At 69.1% G+C, this 19,095-nt stretch carries 16 protein-coding genes and 1 pseudogene; 4 read left to right on the top strand and 13 right to left on the bottom strand.

The annotated features are described in order from the left end of the window. Positions 1 to 90: 90 nt before the first annotated feature. From ilvD to IPN02_09505, 3 genes are all read right to left on the bottom strand, one after another. On the bottom strand, positions 91 to 1,797 hold the full coding sequence (gene ilvD / locus IPN02_09515; GenBank protein MBK9297056.1) for a dihydroxy-acid dehydratase: 1,707 nt from the start codon (positions 1,795 to 1,797) through the stop codon (positions 91 to 93). A 219-nt stretch (positions 1,798 to 2,016) separates the two neighbouring features. Then, on the bottom strand, positions 2,017 to 2,619 hold the full coding sequence (locus IPN02_09510) for a hypothetical protein (protein MBK9297055.1): 603 nt from the start codon (positions 2,617 to 2,619) through the stop codon (positions 2,017 to 2,019). Further along, entirely contained in the window at positions 2,580 to 3,296 is a 717-nt protein-coding gene (locus IPN02_09505; GenBank protein ID MBK9297054.1) for a metalloregulator ArsR/SmtB family transcription factor, read from the bottom strand. The genes IPN02_09510 and IPN02_09505 overlap by 40 nt, the downstream gene beginning before the upstream one ends. Before the next feature lie 273 nt (positions 3,297 to 3,569). Here IPN02_09505 and IPN02_09500 point away from each other — a divergent pair, with 273 nt between their 5' ends. Next, a complete protein-coding gene (locus IPN02_09500; GenBank protein ID MBK9297053.1) occupies positions 3,570 to 4,793 on the top strand; it encodes an acyl-CoA dehydrogenase family protein in 1,224 nt (407 codons plus the stop codon). Continuing rightward, on the top strand, positions 4,786 to 5,505 hold the full coding sequence (locus tag IPN02_09495; protein ID MBK9297052.1) for a TetR family transcriptional regulator: 720 nt from the start codon (positions 4,786 to 4,788) through the stop codon (positions 5,503 to 5,505). Before IPN02_09500 ends, IPN02_09495 begins: the two co-directional genes overlap by 8 nt. Here IPN02_09495 and IPN02_09490 read toward each other — a convergent pair. The 3 genes from IPN02_09490 to IPN02_09480 form a co-directional block, all read right to left on the bottom strand. Then, positions 5,493 to 6,992, bottom strand: a complete 1,500-nt coding sequence (locus IPN02_09490) for an MFS transporter (protein ID MBK9297051.1) — start codon at positions 6,990 to 6,992, stop codon at positions 5,493 to 5,495. The genes IPN02_09495 and IPN02_09490 overlap by 13 nt on opposite strands. Then, on the bottom strand, positions 6,989 to 7,861 hold the full coding sequence (locus tag IPN02_09485) for an enoyl-CoA hydratase/isomerase family protein (protein MBK9297050.1): 873 nt from the start codon (positions 7,859 to 7,861) through the stop codon (positions 6,989 to 6,991). Before IPN02_09485 ends, IPN02_09490 begins: the two co-directional genes overlap by 4 nt. A 128-nt stretch (positions 7,862 to 7,989) precedes the next feature. Further along, on the bottom strand, positions 7,990 to 9,255 hold the full coding sequence (locus IPN02_09480; GenBank protein ID MBK9297049.1) for an amidohydrolase: 1,266 nt from the start codon (positions 9,253 to 9,255) through the stop codon (positions 7,990 to 7,992). 245 nt (positions 9,256 to 9,500) lie between these two features. Between IPN02_09480 and IPN02_09475 the strand changes: the two genes are divergently transcribed. Together IPN02_09475 and IPN02_09470 are read left to right on the top strand one after the other, a co-directional pair. Further along, positions 9,501 to 10,745 (top strand): cytochrome P450, encoded by a 1,245-nt coding sequence (locus IPN02_09475; GenBank protein MBK9297048.1) that lies wholly within the window; start codon positions 9,501 to 9,503, stop codon positions 10,743 to 10,745. 50 nt (positions 10,746 to 10,795) lie between these two features. Further along, complete coding sequence (locus tag IPN02_09470; protein MBK9297047.1) at positions 10,796 to 11,653, top strand: META domain-containing protein; 858 nt, start codon at positions 10,796 to 10,798, stop codon at positions 11,651 to 11,653. An 81-nt stretch (positions 11,654 to 11,734) separates the two neighbouring features. Here IPN02_09470 and IPN02_09465 read toward each other — a convergent pair whose 3' ends face one another. The 7 genes and pseudogenes from IPN02_09465 to IPN02_09435 form a co-directional block, all read right to left on the bottom strand. After that, entirely contained in the window at positions 11,735 to 12,040 is a 306-nt protein-coding gene (locus IPN02_09465; GenBank protein MBK9297046.1) for a hypothetical protein, read from the bottom strand. A 129-nt stretch (positions 12,041 to 12,169) separates the two neighbouring features. Continuing rightward, positions 12,170 to 12,874, bottom strand: a complete 705-nt coding sequence (locus IPN02_09460) for an ABC transporter ATP-binding protein (protein MBK9297045.1) — start codon at positions 12,872 to 12,874, stop codon at positions 12,170 to 12,172. Next, positions 12,871 to 13,623, bottom strand: a complete 753-nt coding sequence (locus IPN02_09455) for an ABC transporter ATP-binding protein (protein ID MBK9297044.1) — start codon at positions 13,621 to 13,623, stop codon at positions 12,871 to 12,873. Before IPN02_09455 ends, IPN02_09460 begins: the two co-directional genes overlap by 4 nt. A 66-nt stretch (positions 13,624 to 13,689) precedes the next feature. Next, positions 13,690 to 15,870: pseudogene (locus tag IPN02_09450) on the bottom strand (ABC transporter permease). 5 nt (positions 15,871 to 15,875) lie between these two features. After that, complete coding sequence (locus IPN02_09445; GenBank protein ID MBK9297043.1) at positions 15,876 to 17,363, bottom strand: ABC transporter substrate-binding protein; 1,488 nt, start codon at positions 17,361 to 17,363, stop codon at positions 15,876 to 15,878. 156 nt (positions 17,364 to 17,519) lie between these two features. Beyond that, the gene (locus tag IPN02_09440) at positions 17,520 to 18,380 is read right to left on the bottom strand and encodes a PAS domain-containing sensor histidine kinase (GenBank protein ID MBK9297042.1); all 861 of its coding nucleotides are present in this window, start codon (positions 18,378 to 18,380) and stop codon (positions 17,520 to 17,522) included. Beyond that, a complete protein-coding gene (locus IPN02_09435) occupies positions 18,377 to 19,072 on the bottom strand; it encodes a response regulator (GenBank protein ID MBK9297041.1) in 696 nt (231 codons plus the stop codon). Before IPN02_09435 ends, IPN02_09440 begins: the two co-directional genes overlap by 4 nt. Positions 19,073 to 19,095: the final 23 nt, after the last annotated feature.

Here is a 19,095-nt window from a genome sequence, read left to right as displayed (position 1 = left end):
TGTGGCGCACCACGCCCCATATCGACCCTCCGGCCGACTCCGAGGAGCTGCGCTCCTCAGAGCGGTCGAACTCGTCACCCAGCGAAATCGCTAGCGGGGGTTGGTGATCGCCCCGGTCTCGGCGCCCTGCACCAGCTTGGCAAACTTGGCGAGCACGCCGCGGGTGTAAACGGGCTCGAGCGGTGCGTACGCCTGGCGGCGCTTCTCCAGTTCGGCGTCGTCAACGAGCAGGTCCAGCTTGAGCTCGTGGACGTCGATCAGGATGCGGTCGCCGTCGGCCACCAGGCCGATCGGGCCGCCATCGACCGCTTCGGGCGCCACGTGGCCGATGCAGAACCCCCAAGTGCCGCCGCTGAAGCGGCCGTCGGTGACCAGCGCGCAGTCGCTGCCCCGGCCGGCACCCTTGAGCGCCCCGGTGATCGCCAGCATCTCCCGCATGCCGGGCCCGCCCTTGGGACCTTCGTTGCGGATCACCAGCACCGTTCCCGGTTCGATCGTGCCGTCGAGGATCGCCGTCATCGCGGCGTCCTCGCCGTCGAAGGCCCGAGCGACACCGTCGAAGAGCATCTGCTCCTTGGTCAGCCCGGCGACCTTGACCACCGACCCCTTGGGTGCCAGCGAACCGGTGAGGATGTTGATGCCGCCCTCAGAGTGGATCGGCGCATCGAGGGGATGCACGACCGTGCCGTCGGGGCCGGGCGGGTCGATGTCGGCCAGGTTCTCGGCGACGGTCTTGCCGGTGATCGTCAGCGCGTCGCCGTGCAGGTGCCCGGCGTCGAGCAGCATCTTCATCACCATCGGCACGCCGCCAACCCGATCCAGGTCGGTCATGTGGAACCGGCCGCCCGGCTTCATATCGGCGACGTGGGGCACCTGAGCGGCGATGCGGTTGAAGTCGTCGAGCTCGAGGTCGACCTCGGCCTCGTTGGCGATCGCCAACAGGTGCAGCACGGCGTTGGTCGACCCGCCGAGCGCCGAGGTGAGGGCGATGGCGTTCTCGAACGCCTTCTTGGTGAGGATCGTGCGGGCGGTGATGCCGGCGCGGAGCTGGGTGACCACCGCTTCACCGGCTCGGCGGGCGTCCTCGTCGCGCCGACCGTCGATGGCCGGCGGCGACGCCGACCCGGGGATCGACATGCCGAGGGCCTCGCCGATCGAGCTCATCGTGTTGGCGGTGAACATGCCGCCGCACGCGCCCTCACCCGGACACGCTGTCCGCTCGATCTCGTCGAGCTCCTCGGGGGTGATGGCGCCCAGCGCACAGGCCCCGACGCCCTCGAACACGCTGGTGATGTCGGTCGCCTCGCCGTTGTGTTCGCCGGGCATCGTCGACCCGTTGTAGATCATGGCGCTGGCCACATCGAGCCGGGCGGCGGCCATCAACATGCCCGGGATCGACTTGTCGCAGCCGGCCAGGCCGACCACCCCGTCGAGGCGCTCGGCGAAGATGACCGTCTCGACCGAGTCGCAGATCACCTCTCGGCTGACCAGCGAGGCGCGCATGCCCTCGTGGCCCATCGAGATGCCGTCCGAGACGGTGATCGTCCCGAACTCGAGCGGATAGCCCCCGGCCTGGCTGACGCCGGTCTTGGCGTGGCCGGCCAGCTTGGACAGCGTCATGTTGCAGGGGGTGATCTCGTTCCACGACGAGGCGATGCCGATCTGGGGCTTGTCCCAGTCCTCGTCGCCCATGCCGACCGCTCGCAGCATCGCCCGTGACGGTGCCTTTTGGAACCCGTCGGTGACGTCCCTGCTGTGGGGCTTCAGATCGACCGCTGTCTCACCCGTATCTGCCATGGAACGACGGTACCTCAGGAGCGTGGCCGTTCCGCCAGAACGGATGATTGGGATCGATCGGACCGGGGTGACGTGCGGCCGACGCCGGGGCACCTCGGCGATCGGCCTGGGCGACACCAGCGGCCTCGAGGTGTCGGTGAGCCATCGCGTGCTCGATTGGGTGGGACGGGTACCCGGATGGGTGTTCCCCGCCACGGTGGCGCTCGGCGCCGGCGACGCTCAGCTGAGGTCGTCGCCCGAACGGGTGCCGACCGGCTCGGCTGCGGGGGTGACCGGACAGAACCGCTCGCCCTCGAGGCGGGCGAACAGCGCCCAGCCGAGCAGGGCGACGGCAACCGCCTGCAAGACCGGCTGAATCGGCTCGAACCAGGTGATGGCACCGGCGCTGCCCAGCGCGATCAGCACCAGCTTGTTACACACCGGGCACCCGACCGCGAAGAAGGTGAGCACCCCACCGATGGTGCCACGCCGACGATTGACCCGGTCCTCATCGTCGTCGTACTCGCCCTCGGCGGCGACCGAATCGCCGGCTACCTGCGACGGCGGGTTGACCGCCGGGTCGCGCACGTAGGTGGCGACCAGCAGGCCGCCGAGCACCGAGCTGACGATAAGGGACGGCCACGACCACCACGTCGGTGGGATCTGCCGACCGAAGATCGGGTTCTTGATCAGGGCGGTGGGGATGGCGATGACGAGCGCGAACGCGACGCCGGCCCCGACCGCCGTCGCCCAACGACGGGCGGGCCATGCGAGCAGAGCGGTGAACGCTTCGATGACGCGCCTCATACGTCGACCTCCACCGGCAGACCGGACAGCCGCCACTCGAGCATGCCGTCCTCCAGACGAGCCGCATGACGACCCTCGGCTTCGAGCAGGCGGACTGCGTCGTGGGCCATCACGCAATGGGCACCACGGCAGTAGGCGACCAGGTCGAGGTTGGGGTCGAGCGACTCGAGCCGCTCGGTCAGCTCGGTCAGCTCGCCGAAGGGCAGCGAGCGCGCCCCGGGGATGTGTCCGGCGTCGAACTCCTCGGCCGGGCGCACGTCGACCACCTGCACGTCGCCATCCTCGATGCGCCGCATCAGATCGTCCCGCCGGATCAGCTCGACGTCGTCGAGCGAACCGGTGCCCAGGTAGGCCTCGAGCGCCCGCTCCACATCGGCGGAGTGGGCGCGGGCCACCCGCCCGAGCGACGCATACAGCGTCGCCACGTCGTCCCCGCTGAGCCGGTAGTACACGCGGGTGCCGGCCCGACGGGTGGACACGACGTGGGCCATCTTCAGAATCTGCAGGTGGGACGAGGTGGTCGTGATACCCATGCCCGCCTGGCGAGCCAGCGAGTCGACCGCCCGCTCGCCTTGGGCCAGCAGGTCGACCAACTCCAGGCGCTTGGCGCTGGCGAAGGCCTTGCCGACCACCGCCAGCCGGCTGAAGAACTCGGCGCGCCGCTCGGTGCCGTCGGTTTGGCCGTCGATGTCGGCCCTCACTGCGACAGCCATCCCGGAACCTTTCCTTTCCTCAGCACCATTAATCCAATGTTCCTTGGAACATGACATCGTAGCTGGCCAGGTCCACCCCTCCATGGCAGCGAACGAACGACACCAGAAGGGCACCGCACATGCTGGGACCTCGGAGGGGATGCTCGCAGAATGGGTTCACGTGGAACATCGTGAAACGCGGCCAGACGAGTGGTAGAACACGTTCTCGCGCCGATGCGGGTGAAGCACACCGGGTAGGGCCGGCGCAGCGGATCGACGCCATGAGGGAGTTGGATGGACTTCGACGAGTCACCGGACGAAGCGGGCTTTCGTGCCGAGGCGGTGGCCTGGCTGGATGAGCACCGGTCGAGCCCCGAGGCCCTGCGGGTTCGACGCCGGCCGGGCGAGGACGACGCAGCCTTCGTCGAGCGGGCCCGTCCGTGGCAGGCATTGCTGGCCGACCACGGTTGGGCCGCCATCACCTGGCCCGAGACCTACGGAGGGCGGGGCGCCCCGCCCGCCTACGCCGCCATCTTCAGCGAAGAGGCGGCCAAGCGGTCGCTGCCAACCAGTCCTTTCGTGGTGGGCACGGGCATGGCCGGACCGACGATCATCACCCACGGCGACGCCGATCAGTTGGCCCGCTACCTGCCTCCGATGCTGCGGGGCGACGAGGTGTGGTGCCAGCTGTTCAGCGAAACCGGCGCCGGATCCGACCTGGCCGGCCTGGCGACCCGGGCGGTGCGCGACGGAAACGAGTGGGTCATCGACGGCCAGAAGGTATGGACCTCGGGCGCCCACTACAGCGACTACGGCATCCTGCTCGCCCGCACCGACCCCAACGTGCCCAAGCACCGGGGCATCACCTACTTCCTCATCGACATGCACCAGCCCGGCGTCGAGATTCGCCCGCTGCGACAGATCACCGGCGCATCGCACTTCTCGGAGGTGTTCCTGACCGGAGCCCGGGTGCCCAACGACGCCGTGCTCGGCGGGGTCGGTGGCGGCTGGGCGGCAGCGATGACCACGCTGGCCAACGAGCGCACGTTTATGGGCGGGCACGGCGGCGGCCCGGGGCTGGCCGACCTGTTCGGTCTGGCCCGGCGAAGCGGCGCCACAGCCGAGCCGCGGGTGCGACAAGGGCTCGCCGCCGCCCACTCCCGGGCGCAGATCATGAACTACCTGGGCATGCAGGCCCGGACCGCTGCAGCGAAGGGCCAACCGCCCGGGCCGGGCACCTCGGCGCTGAAGCTGATGGCCGCCCAGCACCGCAAGCGCAACGCCGACCTGGCGTTGGCGATCGAGGGTGCCGCGGGGATGCTGGCCGCCGCGTCGGCACCGGAGGGAGGCCAATGGCAGCAGTACTTCCTGTCGGCCCCATCGATCCGCATCGCCGGCGGCAGCGACGAAATCCAGCGCAACATCATGGGCGAGCGGGTCTTAGGCCTGCCGCCCGAGGCACGCCAGGATAAACACGTGCCCTTCCGCGACGTTCCCACATCGGCCAATCGTGGCTGACGTCGCTGTCGGCTCGTCGACCGGCTCCGACGGGGACGCCCGTGGCTCCGATGAGGGCGCCTCCGAAGGTGACGGTCGCAATTCCGACCACAAGGGGCCGCCCGGCCACCCGGCCGGAGATGGCCAGGCGAACGATGCGCAGGGGTACACACCCGAGCAACAGGAGCGCCGCCGACGCCTGATCGACGCCGCCTTCGAGCTGGGTGCCGCGGGCGGCTACGACGCCGTGCACATGCGCGATGTGGCCGCCACCGCCAACGTCGCCCTCGCCACCATTTACCGCAACTTCTCCTCCAAGGATCACCTGCTGGCCGCAGCGACGTCGGAGTGGACCGGACGCCTACGCGATCGCGTGGCCCAGCGCCCGCCCCGGGGCGACACCCCGACCGAGCAAATGATCGACGTGCTCGATCGGGCGTGCGCCACCATGGAACGCCAACCGAAGCTGTCCAAGGCGCTGGTGCGGGCGATGGCCTCGCCCGACGCCGGGGTGCGCAGCAGCGGCGGGGCGGTTCGCTCGTCGATCGCCGATGTCGGCGACCCGATCCTGGCCCACCTCGACCCCGACACCCGCGCCGACATCCTGGCCGTGCTCGGCCATGTCTGGTACTCCGCCCTGATCACGTGGGCCAACGGACGGACCGACTTCGCCACAGTGACCGAGGAACTCCACCGCGCCTGTCGGGTGCTGATCTCCCCCTACGACCCCTGAGGGGCGGCCCGCTCGGCGATCACCGTTTCGGTACGGAGGGGACGGTCCTCCAGGCGCAGGGCCAGCACGACCGAGGCGAGTGCCACCGGCACGCCGGCCAGAAAGACCAGCGGCACCGCGTGGGCAAACCCGGCGGCGCCCATGCCCCTGGCAGCCAGGCCTGCATTGAGGATCCCACCGAAGATCGGAATGCCGATCGTCGAGCCGAGCGACCTGCACAACAGCACCGTCGAGGTCGCCGTACCCAGGTCGCCCACCGGCGCCGCGTTCTGTGCCGCCAGCAGCGACGGCTGCATGACGAACCCGATGCCGAGGCCGAGCATGAGCGCCCACGCCCCGACTACCGCCGTCGGGGTGGCGAGCCCGATCGTGGCCAGCAACGCGATACCGATCACCATCAGCACCGAACCACCGATGGGCCAGGACCGGATCCGGCCCGACCGTTCGACCGCCCGACCGGCCACCAAGGTTCCGGCGGCGGCCCCGAACATCAACGGCATCAGCGTGAACCCGGCGGCGGTGGGGCTGACACCGTTCACCTCCTGAACGAACAGCGGCACGAAGAAGATGCCGCCCCAGATCAGCACGCCGCTGGCAAAGTTCACACCGATGCTGGCCCGCATCAGCCGGTCGCCGAACAGCCTGAGGGGCAGGACCGGCTCTGGGGCGACGAGTTGGCGCCGAACGAACGCGAAGCCAAGCACCGGCACGGCGATCGCAAGCGCGATCAGCTGCGGCGACGTCCACCCAAACGTCTCTCCGCCGAGCGTCGCCACCAGCATCAGCGCGCTCAGGGCGGCGGCGAGCAGCAGCGAGCCCGCCCAGTCGATCGAGTGAACCACCCGGTGCCGGCTGCTCGGCACCTTGGTCGCCACGATCACCGCCGAGATCAGCCCGACCGGCAGGTTGACGAAAAACGCACAGCGCCAGCTGAGGTGGTCGACGAACAGGCCGCCAACCAGCGGTCCGGCAACGCTGGACACGGCGAAGGCAACCCCCTGGTAGCCCATCCACCGTCCAAGCTGACGGGCCGGGATCACGTCGGCGAGCACGGCCATCGACAGCGTCCCCAACCCGCCGGCGCCCAGGCCCTGCACGAACCGGGCGAGCAGCAACTGGTTGAGGCTCTGGGCCGCCCCGCACAGCAGCGAGGCGACCAGAAACACCCCGATCGCCTGCACCAGCATGCGCTTGCGGCCGTACAGGTCGCCGAGCTTGCCGTAGATCGGCATCGACGCCGCCGTGGCCAGGGCATAAGCCGTGATCACCCAGGTGATCCGCGAAAAGCCGCCCAGGTCGCTTGAGATGGTGGGCAGCGCCGTCGCCACGATCGTGCCGTCGAGCGCACCCAGGATCTGGGCCAGCTGCACGCCGACGAAGATCGCCAGCACCCCGGCGACCGGCCCCGTCGTGGTGGGCGGCGAAGGGGGCGAAGCGACGGACGGCGGGTCGGGCGGCCGGGCGGGCCACTCGGCCCCGGCGTTCACCCGCCGGTGCGGTAGTCGCCGAAGGGTGCGTCCCGTTCGGCCAGCGCTTGGGTGAGGCCCTCGTCGCGCATCTTGTCGATGAACTCGGTGAACGTGGCCGCCTTGGTGCCCATCGCACACAGCTCGGTGCCCTGGCGGATGGCGGTGCGCATGCCCATCGTGTCCATGCCCCGGTGCACGGCGCGCTTGTTGAGCGACACGATGTCGGTGGGGATGTTGGCGACGCGCCCGGCGACGGCGAGCACCTCGTCGTCCAGGTCGGCCTCGTCGAAGGCCCGGTTGGCCCAGCCGAGGCGCACCGCCTCGTCGCCGGAGATCGAGTCGCCCGTGACCATCATCTCCATGGCGGCGCGCATGCCCAGCATCCAGGCGTGGAAGTGCATGTCGGGCACGCCGAAACGCACCGCCGGGTAGCCCATCTTGGCGTCGTGGGCGACGTAGACCAGGTCGCACCCGGTGGCCAGCTCGCTGCCGCCGGCCAGGCAGTAGCCGTGCACCTGAGCGATCACCGGCTTGGCCAGGTCCCAGATGCTCATCCAGGTTTCGGTGACGTGGCGGGGCCACTGGCCTTCGCCCTCGGCGGTGAAGTGGGGCATGTCGACGCCCTCGTTGCCGCCGCCCAGGTCGTAGCCGGCGGAGAAGCAGGTGCCCGCACCGCGCACGATCATCACCCGCACCTCGGGGTCCTGGTCGGCCTGTTGCAGGGCATGCATGATCTCGGCGCGCAGCTGGTGGCTGAGCGCGTTGCGCTTCTCGGGCCGGTTGAGGGTGAGGCGACGCACGTGTGGCGCCGGATCGTCGACGATCAGCACTTCGGGGGCCGAGCCGAGCGCCGGGACGTTGCCCCCGCTCTCGGCCTGCGGCGCCACCGTGCCGTACGTCGACTCAGCGCCGTACGGGGACTCAGCGCCGGACGGGGACTCAGTGCCGGACGGGGACTCAGCGCCGGACGGCGACCCGGCGGCGGACCTTGCGACCTCGTTGTCGGTGGCGTCGCTCACTTGATTGCGCTCGCATCCATGTCACCGGAGATCCGCTCGAGCGATTTGTCGGGCACCCCGCCGATCGGCCGCGCGACCTCCTCGACCGTCGGCCCGATGCGCGCCGCCAGCGGGGCGAGGGCGTCCAGGTCGAAGCCGTACATCTCGGCGGCGTTACCGGCGAGGATCTTGCGCATCTCCGCCTCGGGGGCGTCGCTGAAGCGGGCCCGCAGGTTCTCCCGGGTGTAGGGGTAGGTGCCCTCGTCGTGGGGGTAGTCGCTGCCCCACATGAACTTGTCGAGGCCGATGATGTGGCGGGCGTCGGCGTCGGCCTGTCGGGGCTGGCTGACCCCCATCCACACGTTCTGGTGGAAGTACTCGGTGGCGTCCTTGGGCAGGATGTGGTCGGCCCCGTAGCGAATCTCGCCGGTGGCACCGGTGTCACGGATGCTGCGGATGTTCGTGTCGAGGCGTTCGAGCAGCGGCGGCACCCAGGCACACCCGGCCTCGGTCAGCACCACCTTGAGGCGGGGGAACCGTTCGAACACGCCCGAAAGGATCAGCTGCACCAGCGGGCGTTCGGTGTAGAACGGCACCTCATTGATGTAGAGCAGCATCGACACCGGGTAGGGGCCGTAGTCCGGGTTGCCCGAACCGCTGTGGATGTTGATCGGCACCTCGAGGTCCTGCAACACCTGCCACAGCGGGTCGTAGCAGCGGTCGTACAGCGGCTTCACCCACTTGACGTCCGGGGCGATGTTGGGCAGCAGGATGCCCCCGCGCAGGCCGTTCTCCTTGATCCAGCGCACGTCGGCGATGGCGTCGTCCACATCGTTGAGGAAGATCTGGCCCACGCCTGCCCGGCGCTCCGGATACTCGTTGCACCAGTCGACCAGCCATCGGTTGTGGGCCGTCACCCCGGCATGGCGGTGGCGATACTCCTCGTCGGTCGGCGGCTTGGCGAACAGCACGAAGCTGGGGAAGAACGGCGGGACGGTGTTGGGGAACACCACCTCGGCGGCGATGCCGTCGGCCTCCTGCTGGGAGTTGCGCATCTCGTTGTCCCAGTTGCGCAGCTTCCGCTTGTCGCCCAGATCCTTGTACGGGTTCTTGTACTCGCCGCGCCAGGCGTCGAAGTCGGGAACGAACTCGGGGTCGAGGTACTCCCGATAGGCCTGGTGGCTGCCGCCGGCGTGGCAGTCGGCCGAGATGATCGTGTACGGCGCAGCGGCGCTGGCTTCTCGATCGGCTGTCTCGGTGGGTACCGGTTCGGTGAGTGTCATGGGGCCAACCTTCCGTGGAGCTGGGCTGCGATGACGGCCTGCGGCGATGGGCTGGCGCCCACCAACGTCGCTTCAAGTAGAACACGTTCTCGCGCCCTTCGCCAGCGATCGCGTTCCCCCTGCCGACCCAGCGGGTGAACAGAGACACACCACATCTAGAGACCGTTCAGATAGAATCCGTTCTACTTTGATCGACCAACAGCGTTGCGCCCCACCGAGTGTTGCGCTGAGGGAAGGATGCGACCGTGACCGAGCTCGACGCCCCCGAGATCGACCTGCTCAACCTGGATCGCTTCGCCGACGGCGTCCCGCACGATTGGTTCACCTGGCTGCGGGCCAACGACCCGGTGCATCATCACGCCGAGCCCGATGGCCCGGGGTTCTGGGTGATCACCAAGCTCGAGGACGTGATCACGTGTAGCCGAGACTTCGCCACGTTCTCCTCCGCTGCAGCCCTGGGCGGCGTGGTCGGCCTGCCCGAGCCGGGCCCCGACGAGGAGGACCACAGCGAGGTGACCGGCAGCCTGTTGCTGTACATGGACCCGCCGGGCCACACCCGTTACCGCCGCCTGGTCAACCGGGGCTTTACGCCCAGGATGATCGCCAAGATGGAGGGTCACATCCGGGACCTGACGGCTGAAAACCTCGACGAGACGCTCCCCCGGGGCGAGGTCGACTTTGTGGTCGACGTCGCCGCCGAGTTGCCCCTCAAGGTGATCGCCGAACTGATCGGGGTGCCCCGGGAGGACCGCCACAAGATCTTCGACTGGAGCAACCGGCTGGTCGCCGGCGGCGACGACGAGGAGTACAAGGTGAGCGAGGACCGCCTGGCCGAGGCCCAGGTGGAGATGTTCCTCTATGCCCAGAAGCTGGCCGAGGCCCACCGCACCAACCCGGGCGACGACATCATCGACGCGCTGTTGAACGCCGAGATCGACGGCGAGTCGCTCTCGGAGACCGACTTCAACATGTTCTTCGTGCTGTTGTCGGTCGCCGGCAACGAGACGACCCGCAACGCCATCTCCCATGGGCTCAACGCGTTCCTTCAAAACCCCGACCAATGGGCGCTGCTCGTGTCCGACCCGGACCGCTACATCGCCGGGGCGGTCGAGGAGATCCTCCGCTGGGCGACGCCGGTGATGTACTTCCGCCGAAACGCCACCGCCGACTTCGAACTGCGGGGCAAGACGATCAAGGCGGGCGACAAGATCTCGCTGTGGTACGTCTCGGCCAACCGGGACGAGGAGGTCTTTGATGACCCGTTCCGCTTCGACATCACCCGCGACCCCAACCCGCACGTCGCCTTCGGCGGCGGCGGCCCCCACTTCTGCCTGGGCGCCCAGCTGGCGAAGATGGAGATCCGGGTGCTGTTCGAGGAGCTGGTTCGCCGGGCGCCGCGCATCGAGGCCCTCGGCCCACCCGATCCGCTTCGCTCCAACTGGATCGGCGGCATCAAACACCTGCCGGTCCACTTCGTCGACCCGACGTAGGCCGGTCACCCGGAACCCCGGAGCGGCCCTCGGTCGCTAGCGTCCCGGGAATGGCCTCACGCCCGACCTCCCAGCGACTCCTCCCAATCAGAACGGCGGCGCGCCGCCCGCTGGGCCTGGCCCTCGCCCTGATGCTCGCCGCTGGGGCGCTCGCCGCCTGCGGCGGTTCCGACGACGATCCCACCCCGGACAAGGCCGGCGGGGCGGGAGACCTGAGCGAAGCGCTCGACGAACGAACCTGGGTCCTCGACGGCGCTGGAAGCACTCCGCCGATCCCCGGGGGCAGCAGCGTCACACTCGCCGTCGAGTCGGGCCGGATGTCGGGTCGGGCCCCGTGCAACACCTACAACGCCGAGTTCACCATCGACGGCGACCGGGTTGCGCTGGGACCGATCGCCACGACCAGGATGGCCTGCGACCCGGCGACCAACGAGGCTGAGACCGCCTTCCTCACGGCGCTCGAGCAGGTGGACAGCGTCGCCGTCGATGGCGACCGGCTGACCCTGACCAATGGTGACGACGTCGACCTGGTCTTCGATACCCAGGACCTCGCCACCGCGCTGGTGGGAACCTGGGAGATCGTCAACCTGGCCACCGACGACGCGCTGGCCACCCCGCTCGAGGGCACCACCCCGACGATCGAATTCGCCGACGACGGCACACTCAGCGCAGACGCCGGCTGCAACAAGATCGGGAGCACCTGGGAGCTCGACGGTTCAACCCTGTCGATCGGCGACGGGCAGCGCACCTTGATGGCCTGCGAGGACCCGGAGGGGTTGATGGAGCAGGAGGATGCGCTGGGAGCGGCGCTCAACGCTGCGGCCCGGGTGGAGATCAGCGAGCAGCTGACGATCTTCAACGACAAGGGCGAAATCCTGATCGTGGCCGACCGGGCTGCAGAGGGATAGTCCGCCGCCGCGTCACGGCCATGGCGTCAGTCCCGTTGGTTCGGACTGGACGTTCGCCCAACTCAGTCCCGCTCGTCCAACTCAGTCCCGTTCACGGAGCGCGTCGACCAGCCGGTCGGTGGCGGTGGCGGAGTCGAACGACAGGCGGGCCATCCAGAACCGCAGAAACTGGGCGAGGGAGTAGCGGACGAACAGCGCCGCGCCGACGACGGCCAGCGTGAGCCCGATCAGGGCGCTGACGATGGCGTCGCGCTGCTGCAGCGGGTTGGTGGTGCTGTGACCGATGAAGTAGGCGACGATGACCATGACGACCGCCACGATCATCAGCGCCGCGCCGACCCACAGCAGCGCACGGTCGCGACCGCTGGCGGTGCCGGGCAGCGCCATGTCGGCGATCTCGGCGCTGAACTGTTCCACCCGGTTGATACCCTCGCCCGTTTCGGGGTTCTCGGCAGTCACAGGGTTCTCGGGCACAGGGTTCTCGGGCACAGGGTTCTCGGGCACAGGGCTTCTCCTTCATCCACCCAGGTAGGCCTGGGAGAGGCGTTCTTCGATGTCGTGGGGCCGTCCGGTTTCAACGACGCGGCCCTGCACCATCACTGCGGCCCTGTGGGCCACGTCGATGACGATGCGGGCAAACTGCTCGACGAGCAGCACCGAGGTGCCCTGGGCGGCCACCTGGGCGACGGTGGCGTAGAGCTCGTCGACGATGATCGGCGCCAGCCCCATCGACAGCTCGTCGAGCACCAACAGGGCCGGGTCGGTCGCCAGCCCGCGAGCCATGGCAAGCATCTGCTGTTGGCCGCCGGAGAGGGTGCCGCTGGTCTGATCGATCCGCTTGGCCAGCTGCGGGAACCGGGCGATCGAGCGCTCCTCGATGCGGGCACGGTCCTGGCCCCGGTGGGTCATCATCCACAGGTTCTCCCGCACCGTGAGGTTGGGGAAGATGCCCCGACCTTCGGGGATGAGGCACAGGCCGCGCCGGGCCAGGTCGTCGGCCCTGGCGCCGTTGACCCGGCGCCCGGCGATGTTGATGTCGCCAGCAGACGCCGGCAGCAGGCCGGCGAGCACCTTGAGGGTGGTCGACTTGCCGGCGCCGTTGGGCCCGAGGATCGCCATCACCTCGCCGGCGCCGACCACCAGGTCCACCCCATGCAGCACATCGATCCCGTCGTAGCCGGCGTGGATGCCGCGCAGCTCCACCAGCGGACTCCCACTCATCGAGCACCCGCTTTGGGCTGATCCGGCTGAGGAGCGCCAAGGTAGGCCTCGAGCACTGCCGGGTCGGCCTGCACCTGGGCGGGGGGTCCGCTGATGAGCATGCGGCCCAGGTTCAATACGTTGACCGTGTCGCAGACCTCCATCACCAGTGACATGTCGTGTTCGACCAGCACGATCGTCGTGCCATCGCCGGCCAGCTCGACGAGGAGCTGCCCGAAGCGGGCGGTCTCGGCATCGTTCTGGCCCGACGCCGGTTCGTCGAGGAGCAGCACGCTCGGCTCGCAGGCGAGCGCACGGCCCAGCTCGACCAGCCGGCCATGGCCCGTCGACAGCGTGGTGACCCGTTCGTCGGCCACGTCGCGCAGGCCGACGCGATCGAGGACCCGCTCGGTGAACGCAGCCGGGTCGCCCGCATGGCGGGCCCACCGGTGATGGATGTCGGCCGCCACCCGGATGTTCTCGCGCACCGACAGCATCGTGAACAGCTCGAGCTGTTGAAACGTTCGAGCCAGGCCGGCCCGCGCCCGCCGGTGCATCGACTTGCGGGTGATGTCGACGCCGTCGAGGGTGATCCGACCCGACGACGGTGTGACCAGCCCGGTGATGGCGTTGAACAGGGTGGTCTTGCCCGCCCCGTTCGGCCCGATCAGCCCGGTGATCTGCCCCTCGGGGGCGACGACCGAAGCCGAATCGAGCGCCCGGTTACCGCCAAACGACACGACGACATCGGTCGCCTCAAGCACGCCCACCGACCACCTCCTCGTCGCTTCGCCCCGCCTGGCTGCCACCGCCGGCGCTCCAAGCCCACCCGTACGGGCGGGGACGAACGCCACGCCCGCATTGCCGGTCCCGTCGAAGGACAGCTCCTCGTTCATCGAGGCCAGGTCGGCGGCCGACCAGGCCCGTGCGATCCCTGCCCACTCGATGCCGGCATCGGGGAACTGTCCGGTCGGTGTCGCCCTGCGCTCTGCGCCGGCAGCCCGTCCCGCCCTCGCCGTCGCCAGGGCCCCGGCGATCACGAACGAGGCCGCCACCAGTGCAGCGAACGGCCAGTTGTCGATCACCCCGGCCAGGCGCAGCGCGTAGGCGCCGATCATCGCCGCCACCATGGCGATCAGCGCCGGACGATCCCGACGCAACGGGGCCACCCCAGCGGACATCAGCGGCACCACCCCGCTGGGGCTGCGACCCAGGCCGATGCCGGCGAGGCCCGGGGTGATCGTGTTGATCTTGGCGAACAGCGGCCCCAGGCCGGAGGTCAGCGGGATGAGGCCAAACAGGCTGATGCCGGCAAACAGGGCGCCGCCGATCAGTCCGGCACCGCCGACGACGACCAGGATGAAGATCGGCAGGCCGGTGAGCAGGTCGTAGCGCGATGGTGACACCGTGCCGAGCTGCATGCCGTAGAGGGCACCGCCCAACCCGGCGATGGCCGCCGACAGGGTGAATACGCCCACCCGCGGCCAGCGCAGGTCCAGGCCGAAGGTGGCACAGGCCACCTCGCTGTCGCGCATGGCCACCAGCTGGCGGCCCCAGCGGCTCCAGCGCAGTGCGGCGACCAGCACCGCAACGACGGCGAAGGCCACCGCCGACAGCATCAGTTGCCGACCGGGCGTGTCGAAGCGGTACCCGAACAGCGACAGCGCGTCGATGCTCGTGCTGTTGACGTTGAACAGGCTGATGTGGATCGGGCCCAGGTCGAAGTCGGGCAGGTTGAAGATCCAGCGGTCCATCGCCACGCCGAATGCAGCGGTGGCCAGCGCCAGGTAGATGCCCGAGAGCCGCATCACCGGCAGGGCGATCAGCGCCCCGACCGCGGCGGCGAACACCATCGCCAGCACCAGGCCGAGCGGCGACCCGCCACCGCCGTGATGGGCGACGGCGATGGCGCCGATACCACCGAAGGTCAGCTGGGCCAGCGAGATCTGCCCGGCGAAGCCGACCAGCGGCACCAACGACAGTGCGACGATCCCCAACGAGAACACCGGCCCGTAGGAGATCAGGCTGCCGGCGTCGAGGGTGGTGACCATGACGACCCCGACGGCGATCACGACACCGGCCAGGACGAACGTGCCCGGGCGGGACGGCGACGGGAAGAACTCGCGCAGCTGGGTGCGGGTGCGCAGGCGGGGGTTGGGCACGAACAGCAGCGCCAGAAACAGGATGATCACCGCTGCGGCCGGGCGCATCCCGGCCAGGTACCGGTTGTCGCCAGGCAGGTAACCGGCCAGGTAGCCCTCGGTCAGGCCGATCGCTATGGCCCCGACGAAGGTCAGCGGCAGCGAGCGCAGGCGACCGAAGATCGCCGCTGCGTAGGCGTTGACGATGAGGAGCGACAGCGACCCGGCCTCGAGCGACAGCGACGGTGCAATGAGGATGCCGCCGACCGCCGCCAGCCCGACGCCGACCGCCCAGCTGATCAGGGCGATGCGGTCGGGACGGGCGCCGTTGAGCAGCGCCAGCGACCGGTCGTCGACGTTGGCCCGCATCGAGACGCCGATGCGCGTGCGGTACAACAACCAGCGCAGGCCGATGGCTACCGCAATCGCCACGCCGATGGTGATCGCCTGGTGATACGTGATCGACGTGACCCCAAGGTCCAGACTGCGTCCCTGGAAGAAGGTGCTCATCGGTCGGCTCTGGCCCGGCGTCCAGATCAGGTTGGCCAGGCCGATCAGGCCGACGAGCAGGCTGATGGACACGACCAGCTTGGTCGCCTCGCTCGTGCCGGCCAGGCCCGACATGATCACCCGTTCGAGCATCAGGCCGAACAGCGGCGCAATCACCCCGATCACCACGATCAGGGCCAGCGGGGTGGGCCAGCCCCACTGGAAGCGGATCTGCCAGTAGGCGAAGGCGGCCAGCATGCCGATGGCACCGTGGGCGAAGTTGAAGATGCCGGTCGTCGTGTAGGTGAGCACCAACCCGCTGGAGATGATGGCGTAGATCGCCGCCAGGCTGAGGCCGACGATGGTGAAGATCAGAAACTTGTCCACTTACGTCACTCGAGATCGTCGATCGACTTGCCGACCGACTCGAGGGTGGTGCCCGACCCGTAGTCGCCGGTCAGCTTGATGATGTTGTCCTTCGAGCAGGAGAACAGCCCGTCGGTCGGCTTGAAGTCGTCGGGGATGACGAAGCCCTTCGGCGTGGCCTCGACGACCATCATGCAGTCGGCGCCCTGGTCCTTTGCCGGGTTGGTCGCTGCGTTCAGCCCGCCCCCGGTCCAGTCGGTGATCCCCCGCGCCGCTTCGTACACGCATGTGCGGGTCACATCGGAGCCGCACTCCTTCACCGCTGTGGCGAAGAACAGCCAGCCCGAGAAGGCCTGGTAGCCGAGCAGCGCCTGGTCCTTGCCGTCGGGGAGGTACTCGGCGAACAGGTCCATGTACTGCTGTGTCGCCGGGTTGTCGGCGGCGAGGAACGGCGGCACGATCGAGGCCACGGCGTAGACGTTGTTCACCGCGGCGCCGCCCACCTCGATGAAGCCCTGATCGATCACGTTGGTGCCGGCGAGCACCCACTTGGGTTCGTAGCCGATGTCGGCCATCGCCTGAAGCAACTTGGCCAGGTTCTCCGGCTCGCCGGTGTACACCACGCCCTCGACCTTGTCGCTCGACAGCGCCTCGGCGAAGGGCGTCCAGCTGGCCTCGCCCGTCGAGTTGTACTGGGCCTGATACACCGAGGTCCATCCCAGTTCCTTGGCGGCATCCTGGGCCTGGGCGTCGACGAACACCAACGATCCGATGTTGCCGGTGAGGAAGCCGACCCGGTCGGTCGACCCGGGAAACTCGTCCTCCAAATAGCGGAACAGGCCGACCTGCAACTCGTCGATCGCGGCTGGAATCGGTGAGACCGACAGGTCTGAGGCGCGGGCCTCGGGCGACACCTGGAAGCCGGGAATCTCGGGGAGCATGCAGCGGAGGCGCTCCTCCTGTCCAGTCTCGTCGAACACGCCGCCGCTGCCGACCAGCATGAAGTCCTCCTGGCAGGACTCGGTGACGCGCTGTTTGTACTCGGTCAACTTGGCGTCCCGTTCGACGTCGACGATCTTGCGGCCGTTGATGCCACCGGCGTCGTTGCACCACGACGTGAACACCTCGGCGGCGTCGAAGATCTCCTGGTTCAGCCCGGGGCGGCCGATGAAGCCGGGGTCGGCGATCGTGCCCACCTGGATGGCGTCGTCGGTGACCCCCTGGGCCGTCGCTCCCGAGGCGTCACCTGGACCGCATACGCCCTTGAGATCGCCAAAGTCACCTGCTGCCGGAGCCTGTTCGCCCGGGGCCTGCGTTCCACCGTTGCCCGAGGTGCTGCCGTCGGCGGCGGTTGCACCGTCGGCGGCGACCGGTGCGGCCGCGCCGGTCTCGACCTCGTCGGCACCACGGGTGCAGCCGCCGGCCAGCACGGCCACCACGATGACGGCAGCCGATGTCCGCCTGCGAAGTCCCGACCCGAACCCGGCCGACCTGCGTCGTCCCCCAACTTCCATGTCGCGTCCCCCCGGATCTGTGACGAACGCCACCGTACTCGGTAGAACGCGTTCTCGCGCACGCTTCCCAAAACTGCGAAGTAGGGAGTGGAAACGACCGCCTGGCGGTCGTTTCCACTCCCCACTTCGATGCTTTTTAGGTCACAGGGCTGCCGATCAGGTCTCCGGTTCGAGGCTCGACGCCCGCAGGCGAGCGACGGCCCCGGCGAACACCGTGGCCATCGTCGCTGCGGTCAGCCGCTCCTCGACCGAGGTGCGACGGCCGGGCTGGGGTGACAAGGTCAGGTGGCCCAACCGGACCGACCCGACCTCGACGGACAGGTCGAGGCCGTCGGGGAGCACGGCCCGGTCGGGGTTCATCGCCGCCAAGGGGCCCATCACCGAGCCGGTCGACAGCAACCAGGGGCCGTCGCCACCCTGGCCGTCGGGCGACCAGTCGCAGCTGGCCAAACCGAGCAGATCGGTCAGCTCGGCCTGCAACACCTCGCTGAGCTCGTCGATCGACGAGGCCACATCGGCAGCCTGGATGAACTTGACCAGCTGGTGAAGTTCCTTGCGCCGTGCGATGTTGCGGGCGGCCAGGCTGGCCAGCCTGCTGCTGAGCACGCCGACGATGACGCCGACGACGACCAGTGAGATCGCGGCGGACAGGTCGTCGCCGTCGTAAATGGCCAGCCGGTAATACGGCTTGGTGAGGAGGAGATCGAAGATCACCCCGGCCCACACCGCCGCCAGCAGCGCCGGGCCCGTCGTGCCGATCGCCGCGACCACGACGACCGCCAGCACGAGCACCACGGCCGCTGCGCCGGTGTGGGAGCCGCGCAGCGGAATCGTCGCAGCAGCGGTGACCGCCGGCAGGGCGACGGCCAGGACGTATCCGGCGATCAGCCGGGCCCGCACGAGCGGCTGGCCCTCGGCCGGCTCCACCGTCTCGAACCGGCCGTGACCGACCCGCCTCGAGTCGGTGGCGCTGATCGACGCGAGAATGCGTTGAAGAAATCGATCGAAGCGGTTCATCGCTGGTCATCTCCGTCGGTGAGGAACCGGTAGCCCATGCCCGGTTCGGTCTTGAAGTGCCTGGGGTGTGAGGGGTCTGCCTCGAGCTTGCGGCGCAGGTTGGCCATGTGGACCCGCAGGTAGCCGGACTCGTCGTCGAAGTTCTGGCCCCACACGGCGGTCAACAGCTGGCGCTGGGTGACCAGGCGGTCACCGTGCCGCACCAGGTGTTCGACCAGCTCCCACTCGGTGGGCGTGAGGTGCACGGCCTGGCCGGAGCGCTCCACCCGCTTGTCGGCCAGGTCGATCCGCAGCTGGCCGACGGCCACGACCGGGACGGCCTCGCCCCCGGACGCGGTGCGCCGCAGCGCAGCGCGCATGCGGGCGAGCAGCTCGTTCATGCCGAACGGCTTGGTGACGAAATCGTCGGCTCCCGCGTCGAGCGCCTCCACCTTGTCGGCCTCCTCGCTGCGCACGGTCAACATGATGATCGGCACCTCGGTCCACCCGCGCAGGCCGTGGATCACTTCGATCCCGGTCAGGTCGGGAAGCCCGATGTCCAACAGCACGAGGTCGGGGTGACGATCCGCCGCCAGTTGAAGCGCTCCACGCCCGGACTCGGCCAGCACCACCTCGAACTCGCGGGCCCGCAGGTTGGTGGCCAACGCTCGCCGGATCTGCGGCTCATCGTCGACGACCAGCACGGTGGTCACGAGGCCACCCCCGCCCGGGAAAC

The organism is Candidatus Microthrix subdominans, assembly GCA_016719385.1.
In the GTDB taxonomy this organism is placed as follows: domain Bacteria; phylum Actinomycetota; class Acidimicrobiia; order Acidimicrobiales; family Microtrichaceae; genus Microthrix; species Microthrix subdominans.
Note: the sequence above shows the minus strand (reverse complement) of the source record. Positions and strands in the feature narration are given on the sequence as shown.

What these genes read in the sequence shown, in the direction of transcription:
- IPN02_09465 (MBK9297046.1), bottom strand. Translation starts at nt 12,040, where the DNA reads ATGGCGCTGCCCGGCACCGCCAGCGGTCGCGACCGTGCGCTGCTGTGG.
- IPN02_09480 (MBK9297049.1), bottom strand. Translation starts at nt 9,255, where the DNA reads ATGACACTCACCGAACCGGTACCCACCGAGACAGCCGATCGAGAAGCC.
- IPN02_09470 (MBK9297047.1), top strand. Translation starts at nt 10,796, where the DNA reads ATGGCCTCACGCCCGACCTCCCAGCGACTCCTCCCAATCAGAACGGCG.
- ilvD (MBK9297056.1), bottom strand. Translation starts at nt 1,797, where the DNA reads ATGGCAGATACGGGTGAGACAGCGGTCGATCTGAAGCCCCACAGCAGG.
- IPN02_09505 (MBK9297054.1), bottom strand. Translation starts at nt 3,296, where the DNA reads ATGGCTGTCGCAGTGAGGGCCGACATCGACGGCCAAACCGACGGCACC.
- IPN02_09440 (MBK9297042.1), bottom strand. Translation starts at nt 18,380, where the DNA reads ATGAACCGCTTCGATCGATTTCTTCAACGCATTCTCGCGTCGATCAGC.
- IPN02_09500 (MBK9297053.1), top strand. Translation starts at nt 3,570, where the DNA reads ATGGACTTCGACGAGTCACCGGACGAAGCGGGCTTTCGTGCCGAGGCG.
- IPN02_09445 (MBK9297043.1), bottom strand. Translation starts at nt 17,363, where the DNA reads ATGGAAGTTGGGGGACGACGCAGGTCGGCCGGGTTCGGGTCGGGACTT.
- IPN02_09460 (MBK9297045.1), bottom strand. Translation starts at nt 12,874, where the DNA reads ATGAGTGGGAGTCCGCTGGTGGAGCTGCGCGGCATCCACGCCGGCTAC.